Genomic DNA, 14,902 nt, shown 5'->3' on the forward strand with positions numbered 1-14,902 from the left:
CCCCGAGGTATTTATTAGCCAGATGAAGATGCGGATCAGGGTTTGAGCGACTGGCCCAGCGCCATCGTGTGATTTCTGAGCCAGGCCATGAAGCCGCGCGGGTCGCGTTCCAGCAGTTGCATATCCTCGTCGGAAACAGGGTCGCCGATCACTGGTGACTGCGGTTTGTTGCAGGAGCGTACGATTTCATGCAGCAGCAGACCCTGCCGCAGGATCGGCGAGAGCTTGTTGGCGATCTGATAGGCGCGCGAATTCCTTCCGGGGAAGAAAATCGGCACCACCTGCGCGCCGGACCGGCGGATCATCTTGGCCGTGAAGACGTTCCATTCACGCTCCTGCGCCGGGCCGAACCAGTCATCCGAAGACATCACCACCCCTGACGGAAACAGGGCAACCACACCGCCGTCTTTCAGGTGCTCCATCGCCTTGCCGCGCATTTCCAGCATTTTGGTCTGTGCTTCGGGGTCATGCGGAAACGGGACCGGGATCATGAAAGAGGTCGCGGCCTCGTCCAGTCCGGTCAGGACCGAGCGGGTCAGGATGCGGTAGTCATTGCGCACCCGGCCGATCAATTCGGCCAGGATCATGCCGTCGACCATACCGTGGGGGTGGTTAGCCACGACAACCACCGGGCCTTTTTTGGGGATGCGCGCGATCTGTTCCGCGGGCGTGGTCAGGTCGATGCCCATAACTTGCAAGGCGCCGCCCCAGAACCGCTGGCCCCGATAGTATTCGTTCTTCTTTTCGAACTTGTTGACCATGCGCAGAATGGTCAGCTTGCCGGTGCACCATTCGATGGCGCGGATGGCTGTCGCAGTCCAGGCATCGTCGAAGGAATTCGCGTAGGTCAGGGTTCTACGATCGTAGATTTCACCCTGATCCGTGGTCCCATCCACCACTGGGCCTGTCTTGGTCTCGTGCGTTGTTTCCGCCAATTCCTGGTCTTCCCGTTCTTCGTATGCGACCGGAGCGATCAGAACCCTTCGCCAAACTTGTCGTTCACCAGGGTTTCCAAAGCATCCGCCAACGCCTCAGCATCCGGTCCGGACGTCTCGACGTCAATAGTCGTTCCGCGCGAGGCTGCCAACATCAAAAGGCCCATGATGCTGTCTCCGGATGCAGAAAGCCCGTCCTTCGACACCTCTGCCTGGGCATCAAACCCTTCGACCACTTCGACCAGCTTTGCCGAGGCGCGCGCGTGCAAGCCTTTTTCATTGATGATTTTCAAGCTTCGGGTGGTCATTCTTAATCAATCCGGTCTTCGTCCAATGTCACATTTTGCGCATTGATGTATTTGCGTCCAGCCTCCATCGCCTGCCGCACGGCATCGCCCACGGGCAGGTGGCGACTTTTAGCCAATTTAATCAACATGGGCAGATTCGCACCGTAAAGGATGCGCCGGTCCTGGGGTGCGCAGGCGCGCAGGCTCAGATTCGAGGGGCTGCCACCGAACAGGTCGGTCACGACGACAACGCCGTCTCCGACATCGACATTGTCGGCGGCCGCGCAGATTTCGGCCTGTTTCGCCTCGCGATCATGGTCCGCCTCGATCGAGATCGCGGCCAGGCCAGGTTGCTTTCCGACCACATGCTGCATGGCGCCCAGATACTCCTGAGCCAGCCCGCCATGTGCTACGAGTACGATCCCGATCAATCCGGCCTCACATTCAACGATCGTCGTTCCATTTCGCGGTGCCTAATTGCCACTTGCTGCCCCTCCTCTGCAAGGGCCTTTGCGACCGCCTCGGCCATGGCTACCGATCTGTGTTGCCCGCCCGTACAGCCAAAAGCGACGGACAGGTGGGCCTTGCCTTCGGCACGAAAGGCCGGCAGCAACTGTTTCAGCAGATCAACCACGCGGTCAAAAAACGGCGCATAGTTCATATCGGACTGAACATAGTGCGCCACATCAGGGTTTCGACCATCTTCTGCCCGCAACTCTGGGCGCCAGTAGGGATTGGCCAGAAACCGGCAGTCGAACACCATATCCAGCCCCCGTGGCAGGCCGCGTTTATACGAGAAGGATTCGATCGAAACCGCCAGATGCCGCCCATCCCTGGGGGCGAACCAGCGTTCGACCTCTTCGCGCAGTTGGTGAACGTTCAGGGGCGTGGTGTCGATCAGCGTATCAGCAATCTCGCGGATCGGGGCCAGCAACTCTTTTTCCTGCCGGACGCCGGTTTCGGGGCTGGCATCAGTGGCGACGGGGTGTCGGCGGCGCGTTTCCGAGAACCGGCGCAGCAGCACTTCGTCACTGCAATCCAGATACAGGGTCGTCAGGTCGACCTGCGCCATGCGCCGCAGCCTGACCGCCAGTTCGATGAAGCCGATGGTCGAGAAATCCCGGTTGCGCGTGTCGATCCCAAGGGCCATGGGTCGGTCGGTCTCGGGCCCGTCGAGCAGTCGCATCAACAGGCCCATGGGCAGGTTGTCGATGGCTTCGAACCCCAGATCCTCCAGAACACGGATTGCCGTTGAACGCCCCGCCCCCGAGGGGCCGGTCACCAGTACGATGCGCCGTTGTGTAGTCATGTGACGGGCCATTCCGGGTTCTCGCGCCCCATTTTCAGTAATTGCATCAGCGCTGCGGGCAAATTGGGGACATCAGCTGCCCGAAGCAAGGGAACAGTTTGCCTCAGGACCGCAACCGTGACCGGTTCCGGCAGGCGCGCATGTTCGGACTGGTCCAGATCTGCGACATAGGTAACGGGTACAGGACCTGCAGGCTCCGCCCGCAATAGCCCGACGCCCCGCGCCTCGATCATGCCCCGGATACTTGGCGGTGTATCGGCTACGACCACGCCGTCGCCCATGTGCAATATCACGCGGTCATCGGCCACCAACTTAGCGCCAAGCGCCATCATTTGCAGGGCCAGCGCCGATTTGCCCGTGCCGGAGGCTCCGACGATCAGAACCGCCTGCCCCCCAACGGCGACGCAGGTGGCGTGGATGACTGCGGTGTCCTGACCCTGAATGTCCGAGAGTGTCTGCCCCCTCATGCGCTTACACAGGTAAGCCCACTACAAAACGCGCGCCCAGGGGATCCGATGTGATGTCGGCTTCGGTCGGGCGGATATTCTCGGCCCAGATCACGCCGCCATGGGCTTCGACGATTTGCTTGGATATCGCCAGACCAAGGCCCGAATTGTTGCCGAAATGCTCGGCCGGGCGCTGTGAATAGAACCGCTTGAACACTTTGGTCAGCGCCTGTTCGGGAATGCCCGGGCCGGTATCTTCGACTACGACAAGAACGCGGTTTTCGCGCCGCCGCACCCAGACACGAATGGCGTCGCTTTCCTCGCAAAAGGAAATCGCGTTGGTGATCAGGTTGACAAAAACCTGCGCCAGTCGCGCCTCAAGCCCGTTCACAACAATCGGCTTGGACGGCAGGTCGATGATGTAATCTATGCCTTTGGCGCGGGCTTCCTCGCCAAGATACTGGCCGATATTGTCGATCAGCTTCAGCAGATCGAAGGGCTGTTCTTCTTCCTTGACCAGTTCAGCATCCAGCCGCGAGGCGTTCGAGATATCGCTGACCAGACGATCCAGCCGCCGCACGTCATGCTCGATCACACCCAGCAACTTGTCGCGCTGATCGTCGCGCTTGACCATGCGCAGGGTGCCGACGGCGGATTGCAGGCTGGCCAGCGGGTTCTTGATCTCGTGCGCGACATCGGCAGCAAACTGTTCGTTCGCGTCGATGCGGTTATAGAGCGCCGTTACCATACCCCGCAGCGCGCGGCTGAGACGCCCGATCTCATCCGGGCGGGCGGTAAGGTCGGGGATGCGAATGCGACCCGGATTGACGCCGGTGCCGCGATCCCTGCCCATTTCCGCCGCCGCGGCCAGATCGGCCAAAGGGTTGGCGATGGTCGAGGCCAGAACAAGGCTCAGGCCGATGGACACAAGCAGGGCGACAACGAACATTTGCAGGATGCGCTCCTGCTCGCGACGGGCCAGCGCATCAATCTCACCGGCCGGGCCGGCCATTGCCACAGCACCAACCGGCACCCCGGCCTGCTGCACCGGCGCTGCGGCCACGATGACGGTCTGACCCGTTTCATCCTTGACCGCCTGAACCTGCATCTGGCCCTGCAGGGCCTGTGGGATGATTTCCTGAACACGCTGCGCCAGCGTCGGCGCCTCGTCCGGGTCCGCGCGCGTGAATACCCTGGACAATCCGGTCCAGACAGCATTCAGGGCGTCGCTGATCAGCGTGCTGCCTGTCTGCACCTCGGCATCGGATCTGAGCAGCACCGGCAGCTGCCCCGAACTGGACGCGCCACGCGTCCAGCCGATCAGCGTCCCGTCTGCGTCATAGACGAACACCTCGCCCCCGTCCGGAAGGCTGAGGCCCGCCAGCGTCTGTTTGACGTCAAGCGCGGCGGCATCCTGCGAGGGAGCCGACGCGTTCTGGCGCAGCTGGGCCTCGAACACGTTGCTGACCAGCTGCGCATCCCCGATCAGGTTCCGTGCCGTCTGCTGAACCTGTTCCTCACGGGAATCGTCCAGATACAGCAGCCCTGTAACAAGGATCACAAGCGCTATCAGGTTCAGGGTGATGATTTTGCGCGCAAGGGGCGAGCCGCGCATGGAAAACAGGTTGCGCCGGGGGCGCGCGGCCCGAAGCTCGGCCAACTCGGGGTCCTGCGGGATGACCCAATCATCCCCCAGAACGACATCACCGTCCCGCAATTCGCTGGCTTGTTCCGTATCGCGCACGAGACCCGGTTACCCCTTTTGAGCGGCCACGCCTATTCTTCGTTATACCTGTATCCGATTCCGTACAGGGTTTCGATGGCCGAAAATTCGGGGTCTGCTGCGCGCATTTTCTTGCGCAGGCGCTTGATGTGGCTGTCGATGGTGCGGTCGTCCACATAGACCTGATCGTCATAGGCGACGTCCATCAACTGATCCCGGCTTTTGACAAAGCCCGGACGCTGCGCCAGCGCCTGCAACAAAAGAAATTCAGTAACGGTCAGTGAGACATCGGTGCCTTTCCAGCTGACCGCGTGGCGCAGCGGATCCATCCGCAGCTCGCCCCGTTCCATCACCTTGGTGTCGCCCGACGCCGCGTTGGTCACGTCGCCTGCGGTCGCCTCCTGCCGGCGCAGCAGCGCCCGGATGCGTTCCACCAGCAACCGTTGCGAGAACGGCTTTTTGACATAATCATCCGCGCCCATGCGCAGGCCCAGAACCTCGTCGATTTCATCGTCCTTCGAGGTCAGGAAGATCACCGGCATCTGGGTTTTCTGCCGCAATCGCTGCAGCAAATCCATGCCGTCCATGCGGGGCATCTTGATATCCAGCACGGCCATATCCGGCAATTTTTTGTTGAATGCATCCAGGGCGGCCTGCCCATCATTGTAAGTTTCGACCTCGAAACCTTCGGCTTCTAGAGTCATGGACACGGACGTCAGAATGTTTCTGTCGTCGTCCACCAGTGCAATCTTTGACATCGGGGTTACCCCTATTCCTGCTCACTCATGCAATATTTCGCTTATTTGTAGGGCATTTTTGTCGTTTTTATGGCCGCGAATCAATCCGTATCTGCGAATCGTGCGATTGTTGTCACACTGATGCGGCAAAAAAGCCGTTAATTCGGGCGGATAAGCGCCTTGTTTTCCGGCAGGAAATCGGTGGTGGCGCTAAACTTGAACTTGGTTGCGCTAACTGCGCCAAACCGTCCTGTTCATGCCCCAAATGACCATGATAAGACCCGCCTGTCCGCCGGAGCGTTCCGGCAAAATGCCCCAAGAGCGCACCCGGCCCAACCGCCGCCGCGCCGCCACAGGAGAAGAAACACATGACATCTGGACGGGTTAACCCGCAATTCCGCCTCGAAGATCAGGGCATCGAGGGTCTGGGCAATGTCTATTACAACTTCATGGAACCGGCGCTGATCGAAGAAGCTCTGAAACGGGGCGAAGGTACGCTGGGCAATGGCGGGGCGTTTCTGGTCACCACCGGCAAGTTCACGGGCCGTTCGCCAAAGGACAAACATGTCGTCAGGACCGACAGCGTCGCTGACAGCATCTGGTGGGAAAACAATGCCGAGATGAGCCCGGAAGGGTTCGACGCGCTGTACGACGATATGCTGGCCCATATGAAGGGTCGCGATTATTTCGTTCAGGATCTGGTTGGCGGGGCCGATCCCGCCCATGCGATCAATGTGCGCATGGTGACCGAACTGGCCTGGCACAACCTGTTCATCCGCCATCTTCTGCGCCGTCCGGATCGGGAGGATCTGGACGAATTCACGGCAGATTTCACCATCATCAACTGCCCCAGCTTCAAGGCCGACCCCGCGAAGCACGGCTGCCGCAGCGAAACGGTGATCGCGCTGAACTTTGACCGCAAGCTGATCCTGATCGGCGGCACCGAATATGCAGGTGAAAACAAGAAATCCGTCTTCACCTTGTTGAACTACATGTTGCCGGAAAAAGGCGTGATGCCGATGCACTGCTCGGCAAACCATGCCGTCGGCAACCCGGTCGACACCGCCGTGTTCTTCGGCTTGTCCGGCACCGGCAAGACAACCCTGTCCGCCGATCCGTCTCGCACCCTGATCGGGGATGACGAACATGGCTGGTCGGATCGCGGCACCTTCAACTTCGAAGGCGGCTGCTATGCCAAGACCATCAACCTGAACGCCGAGGCCGAACCGGAAATCTATGCGACCACCAGCAAGTTCGGCACGGTGATCGAGAATATGGTTTTCGATCCCGAAACCAAGGAACTGGATTTCGACGACGACTCGCTGACGGCAAATATGCGCTGTGCCTACCCGCTGGAATACATCTCGAACGCGTCCAAAAGCGCGTTGGGCGGGCACCCGAAGAACATCATCATGCTGACCTGCGACGCGTTCGGCGTGCTGCCTCCGATCGCCCGGCTGACTCCGGCGCAGGCGATGTATCACTTCCTGTCCGGCTTCACCTCCAAGGTCGCGGGTACCGAACGTGGGATCACCGAACCGCAGCCGACCTTCTCGACCTGCTTTGGCGCGCCTTTCATGCCCCGCCGTCCCGAGGAATACGGTAACCTGTTGCGCGAAAAGATCGCCCAGCACGGCGCGACCTGCTGGCTGGTCAACACCGGCTGGACCGGCGGCGCCTATGGCGTGGGAAGCCGGATGCCGATCCGCGCCACCCGTGCGTTGCTGACTGCGGCGCTGGAAGGCTCGCTGCGCGATGCCGAGTTCCGCAAAGACGCGAATTTCGGCTTTGACGTGCCGGTCTCCGTACCCGGCGTGGCCGAGGTTCTGCTGGACCCCCGCCGCACTTGGGACGATCAGGCCGCGTTCGACAAGCAGGCCGAAAAACTGGTGCGGATGTTTGCCGAGAACTTCGAACAGTACCTGCCCTTTATCGACGAAGACATCAAAGCCGTCGCTATCGGATAAACGCATATGGGGGGCCTTGCCCCCTTTCTCATTTGAAGAGTCTCGCCGCAGATTGATCATCTTAAAGTTGTATTACGCAACGTGCGCATACAAATGCGTTGCCCGATTTGCCCGTTTGGGGTATTCCACCGTGTCATTATGACGTAAATGCCCGGCGCTTGCGCACCGGGCGAAAAGTAAAAAGACCTTTGGGTGGCTCAAGCAAACTCTCACATCAGCGAATTGAGCAACCTAATCAGATAACTAGTGTATTCTAAAGGGGATGAGTGTCAAGATGAGACGTGCTGAAAAACACTCGAAACAGCATGTCGCAGTTTGTCGCGGGACGGCGGCAGTTGGCACGGAAAACGATGGGTAAAAAATGACCGAAATCTCAAAACTGACCGAACTGCGTAAACTGATGCAGAGCATGGAGCGGACTCTGGGGCTTGAACAACTCTCTCCGGTTGAGCGCGATATTTACTACGCCGCCGAGGAATTGTCGAAATCCGACCAGGAAGTGCGCACCTTCGGTCTGATCGAACATACGCTTGTCCAGAGCGTGTCGCGTCCGACGTTTTTCCGTGCACTCAAATCTCTGGTGCAAAAAGGGTACCTGTCACAAAGTGGCAGCGCGAACCGGGGACGGTATATCGTTCATGCCCCCAGGTGACGCCTTTGACCTGCGCAACGGTGGCTGAACATCGTGCGCAGATGGGCCTCTGACACATTTTTTGCCTCATTGGCTTACGTGGTTGCATCGTTCCTCACATTCGAGGTTCTGATGCCGCTGCAGAATGTGTTCTTTCCCGAATATCCCAGCCGGGCCAGCCTGCTGTTTCTTCCGCATGGGGTGCGGGTTCTGTCAGCGTGGCTGCTGGGCTGGCGGGCGATCTTCGCCCTGCTGCCCGGGGTGTTTTTGGTCTTCGCCTTTCTCGGCGGCAGCGATGTCTTTCTGCCCAGCCGCCTGCTGGCCATAGTCATTGCCGTCACCACGGTTCCGGCAGTGTTCTATCTGTGCAAATGGGCGGGCTGGGATCTGTTTCCGCGACCGGATCGCAAACCCTGCTGGTCTTGCGTCATGGGCGTGGGAATCGTCACGTCATTTCTTGTTTCCGGCCTGACCAACATGGCCTTTGGCAGCGCGCGCGTGGAATATGTCGCCTTTCTGATCGGTGACATCTCGGGGCTGTTTTTCCTGATGCTTGGCCTGTACTTCACGCTTCGGTTCGTGGACAGCCGCAGCTAGCCCATCAGCCCGCGCCGCAACAGGTTGATCCCGGCCACCAGCAGCACAAGCAAGGTTACCTTGCGAAAGAGCCCCTGATCGATCCTGGATTGCAATCGCAACCCGGCCCACATTCCGGCCAGCGCAGGCGCGATCAGCGCCGCCGAAAACGGTGCCGTCTCGGCGCGAAAAATGCCGGACCCAAGATGGGCTACCAGCAGGGCAACGGCACCCAATCCATAAATCACCCCCTGCACCCGCATCTGCACGGCCTTTGGCGTGTTCAGTGCGGTCAGATATGCGACCGTCGGCGGCCCCCAGATGCCTGACATCCCGCCGACGAAACCGGCAATTGCGCCAATGACGGCCTCAATCCGCGCAGACGGGTTGTGAAGCGTAAGCCGCGCGCCCAGTACCTGGATCAGCGCAAAGAAGGTGACGGGTATCCCGATCATCAGCAGAAAGGTTGTCGGCGGCACCAGGCTGACCACCTGCGCGCCAGCCAGAAGGAACAGCAATCCGACGATCAGAAAAGTTCGGAATTGCCTGATCGACGAGACGGCGGCCGGAACGCCTTCGCGCAGGGCCTGAACGCCATTTGTGACCAGCGTCGGCAGAATCAACCCGGCAATGGCCAGGTCAGGTGGCAGGAACATGCTGAGCCCCGAGACCAGCACCATGGGCATGGCGAAACCGACAATCCCCTTGACCCACCCCGCCAGAAAGGCGACGGCCAGAGCCAGCAACAAATCCTGCGGAGTCAGCATTGGAAACAACGTCATGGGCCTGTGATATCACTCCTGACGCGCGCTGCACTGCAAAAACGCCCAAGCAATAATCGAACTATTTCGCTGCGTAACTCGCATTTTTGTTGCGCTGCACGTGCAGCATGATATGACCAGACGACCAAAGGAGAGACCTGATTCATGGCCCATGACGGACAGGATATGACCCCGATGACAACATCCGCGATTTTGCCCGATCTTCTGACGCTGACCCGCATGGCAGTGCCGGCGGTGGGGGCTGTGTTTGACCACGCACGCGAGTCCGTTCGGGCGATGGTCACTGCGGACGGCCGGGTCTCAGGCGCGTTGATCGAAGCCAACCAGACGGCAGCCCATGGCCTGGCCTGGCTGGCAACCTACCACCAATCTCTTCAGCAGATGCAACGCTGGGCCGAGGCGTTGGAAGCTGACGGCAAGTTCGGCGAGGTCGAGCAGCTTTTGCATCAGATTGCTTTCGGCGAATACCTGCACCAGGTCGCGGGCGGCATTCCGATGAATCAGGGCGAGGTCGTGCGCCTGCAGGACATGGGCCTTGGCTGGGACGCGCTGTCCGGGTTTCAGGCCGCAGAAGTACAGACACTGATGGCTCAGGCCAATTCCCAGGCCGCGCGCAGCCGTCTGGTCGCGTTGATGGAGGACCAGTCCGGCGCCACCATGTTCGGCGCCTCGGGTCTGGACGACGAGCTTGAGATGATCCGCGACCAATTCCGCCGCTACGCGCAGGAAAAGGTCGAACCAAACGCCCATGACTGGCATCTGAATGACGAGTTGATCCCGATGGAAATCATCGAGGAACTGGCCGAGATGGGCGTCTTTGGTCTGACGATCCCCGAAGAATTCGGCGGGTTCGGGCTGTCCAAAGCCTCGATGTGCGTTGTGTCCGAGGAACTGTCGCGCGGTTACATCGGCGTCGGCTCGCTGGGCACCCGCTCCGAGATTGCGGCCGAGCTGATCATTGCAGGTGGCACGGACGAACAGAAAGCCAACTGGCTGCCGAAACTGGCCAGCGCGGAAATCCTGCCAACCGCCGTTTTCACCGAGCCCAATACAGGATCTGATCTCGGCAGTCTGCGCACCCGTGCGGTGAAGGATGAGAACGGCGACTACCAGATCACCGGCAACAAGACTTGGATCACCCACGCCGCGCGGACCCATGTGATGACTCTGCTGGCGCGTACCAACCCCGACAGCACAGACCACCGCGGCCTGTCCATGTTCCTGGCGGAAAAAACACCGGGCACGGACGAGAACCCCTTTCCTACCCCCGGCATGACCGGCGGCGAGATTGAGGTTCTGGGCTATCGCGGTATGAAGGAATACGAACTGGGCTTTGACGGCTTCAAGGTCAAGGGCGAGAACCTGCTGGGCGGTGAAGAAGGCAAGGGTTTCAAACAGCTGATGGAAACCTTTGAATCCGCCCGTATCCAGACCGCTGCCCGCGCCATCGGCGTTGCGCAAAGCGCACTGGATATCGCCATGCAATACGCGCAGGACCGCAAGCAATTCGGTAAGTCGCTGATCAATTTCCCGCGCGTCTCTGGCAAGCTGGCGATGATGGCGGTCGAGATCATGATCGCGCGTCAGCTGACCTATTTCTCGGCCTGGGAAAAGGACCACGGCCAGCGCTGCGACCTTGAGGCCGGGATGGCCAAGCTGCTGGGTGCGCGCGTTGCGTGGGCGGCGGCGGACAATGGGCTGCAAATCCATGGCGGCAATGGCTTTGCGCTGGAATACAAGATCAGCCGCGTGCTGTGTGACGCGCGCATTCTGAACATTTTCGAAGGGGCGGCCGAAATTCAGGCACAGGTCATCGCACGACGTCTGCTCGGGTGACCGGTTTCGGCTTTCCTGTTTCCCCAACTGGACCCGGCCTTGCGCCGGGTCTTTTTCGTTGTGGCGCTGGCGTCCTATCGGCCTTCGGATAGGTTCGAACGCGCCGTGCGACACAGCAACAACTCAGCCCTGATCCGCCGAAACCAAAACTTCCCCTTTGATCCGGCAAGGAACCCGGTTAGAGCACCCGGCGACACAGACCAATTATCCAACAGTTGGCCCATCACATGACCCGACGAATTCTGGCCCTTTGGGCAACTCTCGCGGCACTTGCCCTTGGCGGCTGCGCCACCAGCCAGCCGACTGCCGGCGCAAGCGACATCGATGATCTGACGCAGGCCATCCAAAGCCTCGGCCCAGAGGTTGACCCCGTGGAGGCCCGGCAGGCCGCGACCCTTGCCTATACCCATTCCCAGCAGCTGAAACAGGAGTGGAATGTCACCGATCCGGCCATCATCCACAACGCCAAGGTCATCAACGGGTTTCGCGAACGGGGCCTGTGCAACGACTGGGCGCAGGCAATGACAACACGGATGCGTCAGGAGAAATTCCGGACGCTGGACCTGCATTGGGTGACGTCGCCCCCGACGCCGTTCCGGATCATTCACCATTCCGCCCTGATCAGCGCCAAGGGCGATCCGATGAATGACGGGATCATTCTGGATCCGTGGCGAAACAGCGGCGCACTGTTCTGGGCACCGGTTGGCGAAGACACCCGTTACAACTGGAAACCCCGGCTGGAAGTGCGTGCGGCCCTGCTGAACGGCGAGTTGGCATATTGATGAACGATGCGCCGGTTCCTTCGTTGCGCCCCATAAGGTAAACCCGCCTGATGATGCGCCTGACCGTGATACTGCCGCTACTGGCCCTGTTTCAATGCAACAAGGACGAGACAGTCGCGGCCTATGGCGCGGCTGATCAGGTCTGGACCCTGCAGGAGATTGACGGACAGACCTATCCGGCCAGCGCCCTGCTGCGATTTCCTGAGCCCGGTAAGATCGCCGGAAACGCCCCCTGCAACCGCTACAGCGGCACCATGGGCGCGCCCTATCCGTGGTTCGAAGTCACAGACCTGACCGCCACCCGTGCGGCCTGTGCCGGGCTTGAGGCCGAGGGTCTCTTTTTTGCCGCCCTGCTGGCCATGACACAATCCGAAGTGTCCGGCGACATTCTGATCCTGCGCAATGAGGACGGGCACGAGATGGTGTTCAAATCCGCCGAGTGAACTGATCCACAAACCGCGCCCGGGCCTCGGGCAATGGATTGTGCCCCAGTGACGGCGCCAGCCGATGATTCAGAAAGTAGCCGGTGGTTTGTAGCCCCGCACCGATTTCCGCGTCCGGCGCGGCCCCTTCCCCCCGCAGACATGGCGGCAAAGGCAACAGCTTGTCCGCCCACTCTCCGGCGCCCTGTGCGCTGACCGCGCGCCCGGTTTTGGGCGAAACATAGACCAGCCCTTCGGTGGCCCCCGTCACCGCGCAAACGGACAGGTCGAGACCAAAGCCAAGTTCTTCGAGCAGCGCCAGTTCCCAGCGCAGATAGGCCAGTGACCAGATCTCATCCTGCCCCAGCAGATCCATCAGTTGTTCGGTCTGCTTGTAAATCGCGGGATGGGGTTCGCGCTCGGGCAGGCAGAAAGACAACAGCGCCACCACCGCGTTCAGCCCGGACAGCGCCAGCCGCCCCGAAAACGCCGCTGCCGCGCGCGATCGCATCGGCTCGACCTGAAAAGTTCCGATATGTTCCTCAAGCCGTGCTCGCCACAGCACATCCAACTGCGCGCCGGGTTGCAGGATTGGCGCGACCTTGCGGCTGGTCCCTCCGCGCACGACACCCGCATGGCGGCCATGGCCTTCGGTAAAGACCTCGATGATCGCCGCCGTTTCGCCATGACGGCGAGAGGTCAGAAGGATGCCGTGATCGCGCCAGTCCATCACCGTTTCCCGGAAGTTTCAGCCTGTTGAGCCGCCAAAAGACCGCAATCCGAACCGGTTCGCAAGGGCCGCGTCAAGGCCATGCCGGGTTCGAACCCCGGCAGTTTCCAACCCGCCGGCCACATTCTGGCCGCTTTGCCTCGGCATAGCTGATGGGACAGGTAGAAAACATATTGACGGCCCGAGCCCCTGACATGATTGCATTGACGAAAACTCGCGTTCTGGCGCTGGTGATTGCAGCCCTGACGGTTTTCCTTGTGTTTATCCCATCCAGAAACCCGCTTCAGGCGACAACCCTTGCGGCGTATAAACGGGCCGTTTTTCTTGTCGATAAACAAGGAAACTATCAGGCGGCCCTGCCCGAGTTAAACGGGATAATCGAGCGTTCAAAACCCACAAGCAGATATCACAAACACGCCCTGTCATACCGGGCGCGGGTGTTTCGAAATCTGGAAGACACCCAACGCGCCCTGGCAGACGCCGACGCCGCACTTGAGGTGGACCCAACCCACGACGTCGCCCTGTTTGAAAAGGCCCGTATCCTTGACGACATGAAGGAGTACGACAAAGCCCTGACAGTTCTGAACACCGCGGTTTCGGCGCATTCCGAACATGCGTTTTTCGACCTGTTCCTGATGGATCGGGCATGGATCAGGTTCCGTCTCGACGACACTGACGGGGCAATGACCGACGCAAACAAGGCCATGGCCATCAGGGAAGTGACGCCCGAGCGGCTGTACTTGCCTGGCTGGATTCACATGGAATCAGACAACTGGCCCGCTGCACTGCTCGACTTTCAGAAGTCCCTGGAACTGAAGCCCGATTATTGTCGCGCGTTGAAGCGGCAGGGGAAATTGCTGACGGCCTTGCGTCAGCAGGCCCGCTCGCATCCTCAAAAGATCGCGTCTGCGGCCGACGAAGTGCTCAGGGACGACCCTGACAATTCCGATTTCCTGGAACTCCGGCTATTCGCCCGCTGGGCCGACCGGAACTTTGAGGGTGCCATCGAGGATGCCAACCGTCTTATGGAGATATCAGACATTCCGTTATTTGCGCAGCGATACCGCGCAAGTCTGTATCAATACACCGGACAAAAAGAACTGGCGCTGGCGGATTACAAGGCGATTACAGAACACTGGGCAAAGAACATCGACCGCATTCCAACATTTGGTGGATGTGCTTCAGCATACCATGATGCAATGGTCAGCAATCTTGTTGCAATGTTCCCGCTGACCTTGGAGGCACAAATCGCGCTGCAAATGGAACTTCAGGATTGGGAAGGGGCGCTTGCATCCCTGTACGAATTCATCTCGTTCGACGCTGACGACAACCGCCATTGGATCAAGCGCGGGGCGGTGTTTGAAGCGCTCGGACGCCAGGCGGACGCGCTGGTCGATTATCAGGAAGCCGTTCGTCTGATTAAGTCGGGTGAAGGTAAGTCACTCCGCCGCGACACGCCGCATCTGAAGGCGCTGTTTGCGCGGGCATCCGTGCTGAATTCGCAGCGCAGCGCCGACGATGCGCGATCTGAATTGGTCACATCGCTTTCGCTTGCCAATAGCCGCGTGATCGAGGTGCTTCAAACCGTGATGCAAGAAACCGGCCACTACGATGGACAGATCACCGGCACATTCGACCCCGCAACCAAAGCTGCGCTAACGGGTTGTATTCAAGACCCGAACTGTCGTCCTTGAAATGACGCGCAGCCTCATCGGCGCGTTGGTGCAGGCCCTAAAATT

General features: G+C 59.9%; 16 protein-coding genes. 7 read left to right on the forward strand and 9 right to left on the reverse strand.

All coding sequences use genetic code 11. The annotated features are described in order from the left end of the window. Nucleotides 1-35: 35 nt before the first annotated feature. The 7 genes from ACXAC3_RS17640 to ACXAC3_RS17670 are packed head-to-tail and all read right to left on the reverse strand — an operon-like array spanning nt 36 to nt 5,458. Entirely contained in the window at nt 36-935 is a 900-nt protein-coding gene (locus ACXAC3_RS17640; protein ID WP_475162925.1) for a lysophospholipid acyltransferase family protein, read from the reverse strand. 38 nt (nt 936-973) lie between these two features. Further along, the gene (locus ACXAC3_RS17645) at nt 974-1,243 is read right to left on the reverse strand and encodes an HPr family phosphocarrier protein (protein ID WP_170485943.1); all 270 of its coding nucleotides are present in this window, start codon (nt 1,241-1,243) and stop codon (nt 974-976) included. 2 nt (nt 1,244-1,245) lie between these two features. Then, entirely contained in the window at nt 1,246-1,653 is a 408-nt protein-coding gene (locus tag ACXAC3_RS17650; protein ID WP_475162928.1) for a PTS sugar transporter subunit IIA, read from the reverse strand. Then, a complete protein-coding gene (gene rapZ / locus ACXAC3_RS17655) occupies nt 1,650-2,531 on the reverse strand; it encodes an RNase adapter RapZ (RefSeq protein WP_475162934.1) in 882 nt (293 codons plus the stop codon). The genes ACXAC3_RS17650 and rapZ overlap by 4 nt, the downstream gene beginning before the upstream one ends. After that, nucleotides 2,528-2,998, reverse strand: coding sequence for an HPr kinase/phosphorylase (locus tag ACXAC3_RS17660; RefSeq protein WP_475162937.1), 471 nt, complete (start codon nt 2,996-2,998; stop codon nt 2,528-2,530). The genes rapZ and ACXAC3_RS17660 overlap by 4 nt, the downstream gene beginning before the upstream one ends. A 4-nt stretch (nt 2,999-3,002) precedes the next feature. Beyond that, nucleotides 3,003-4,721 carry an ATP-binding protein gene (locus ACXAC3_RS17665; protein ID WP_475162939.1) on the reverse strand — a complete coding sequence of 573 codons (1,719 nt, stop codon included), beginning with the start codon at nt 4,719-4,721 and terminating at the stop codon, nt 3,003-3,005. Between the two features lie 32 nt (nt 4,722-4,753). Then, on the reverse strand, nt 4,754-5,458 hold the full coding sequence (locus ACXAC3_RS17670) for a response regulator transcription factor (protein WP_475162941.1): 705 nt from the start codon (nt 5,456-5,458) through the stop codon (nt 4,754-4,756). A 347-nt stretch (nt 5,459-5,805) separates the two neighbouring features. Here ACXAC3_RS17670 and ACXAC3_RS17675 point away from each other — a divergent pair, with 347 nt between their 5' ends. The 3 genes from ACXAC3_RS17675 (at nt 5,806) to ACXAC3_RS17685 (ending at nt 8,632) form a co-directional block, all read left to right on the forward strand. Next, nucleotides 5,806-7,404 carry a phosphoenolpyruvate carboxykinase gene (locus tag ACXAC3_RS17675; protein WP_475162943.1) on the forward strand — a complete coding sequence of 533 codons (1,599 nt, stop codon included), beginning with the start codon at nt 5,806-5,808 and terminating at the stop codon, nt 7,402-7,404. A 361-nt stretch (nt 7,405-7,765) separates the two neighbouring features. Further along, a complete protein-coding gene (locus tag ACXAC3_RS17680; protein WP_475162946.1) occupies nt 7,766-8,056 on the forward strand; it encodes a hypothetical protein in 291 nt (96 codons plus the stop codon). Nucleotides 8,057-8,167: 111 nt separating this feature from the next. Further along, nucleotides 8,168-8,632 carry a hypothetical protein gene (locus ACXAC3_RS17685; RefSeq protein WP_475162948.1) on the forward strand — a complete coding sequence of 155 codons (465 nt, stop codon included), beginning with the start codon at nt 8,168-8,170 and terminating at the stop codon, nt 8,630-8,632. Here the strand turns inward: ACXAC3_RS17685 and ACXAC3_RS17690 are convergent. Further along, nucleotides 8,629-9,393, reverse strand: coding sequence for a sulfite exporter TauE/SafE family protein (locus ACXAC3_RS17690; RefSeq protein ID WP_475162950.1), 765 nt, complete (start codon nt 9,391-9,393; stop codon nt 8,629-8,631). The genes ACXAC3_RS17685 and ACXAC3_RS17690 overlap by 4 nt on opposite strands. 144 nt (nt 9,394-9,537) lie before the next feature. Here ACXAC3_RS17690 and ACXAC3_RS17695 point away from each other — a divergent pair, with 144 nt between their 5' ends. The 3 genes from ACXAC3_RS17695 to ACXAC3_RS17705 all read left to right on the forward strand — a co-directional run bounded on the left by ACXAC3_RS17695 (nt 9,538) and on the right by ACXAC3_RS17705 (nt 12,454). Then, on the forward strand, nt 9,538-11,229 hold the full coding sequence (locus tag ACXAC3_RS17695) for an acyl-CoA dehydrogenase family protein (RefSeq protein WP_475162953.1): 1,692 nt from the start codon (nt 9,538-9,540) through the stop codon (nt 11,227-11,229). Between the two features lie 227 nt (nt 11,230-11,456). After that, nucleotides 11,457-12,011 (forward strand): hypothetical protein, encoded by a 555-nt coding sequence (locus ACXAC3_RS17700; protein ID WP_475162954.1) that lies wholly within the window; start codon nt 11,457-11,459, stop codon nt 12,009-12,011. A gap of 50 nt (nt 12,012-12,061) precedes the next feature. Then, nucleotides 12,062-12,454: an META domain-containing protein gene (locus ACXAC3_RS17705; RefSeq protein WP_475162956.1), complete on the forward strand. Its 393-nt coding sequence runs from the start codon at nt 12,062-12,064 to the stop codon at nt 12,452-12,454. Here ACXAC3_RS17705 and recO read toward each other — a convergent pair. Beyond that, nucleotides 12,438-13,163, reverse strand: coding sequence for a DNA repair protein RecO (recO, locus tag ACXAC3_RS17710; RefSeq protein WP_475162959.1), 726 nt, complete (start codon nt 13,161-13,163; stop codon nt 12,438-12,440). The genes ACXAC3_RS17705 and recO overlap by 17 nt on opposite strands. A gap of 194 nt (nt 13,164-13,357) precedes the next feature. Here recO and ACXAC3_RS17715 point away from each other — a divergent pair, with 194 nt between their 5' ends. After that, nucleotides 13,358-14,857 carry a tetratricopeptide repeat protein gene (locus tag ACXAC3_RS17715; protein ID WP_475162962.1) on the forward strand — a complete coding sequence of 500 codons (1,500 nt, stop codon included), beginning with the start codon at nt 13,358-13,360 and terminating at the stop codon, nt 14,855-14,857. The last annotated feature ends 45 nt before the right edge of the window (nt 14,858-14,902 follow it).

It is taken from the genome of Ruegeria sp. ABV4_181 (genome assembly GCF_056158465.1).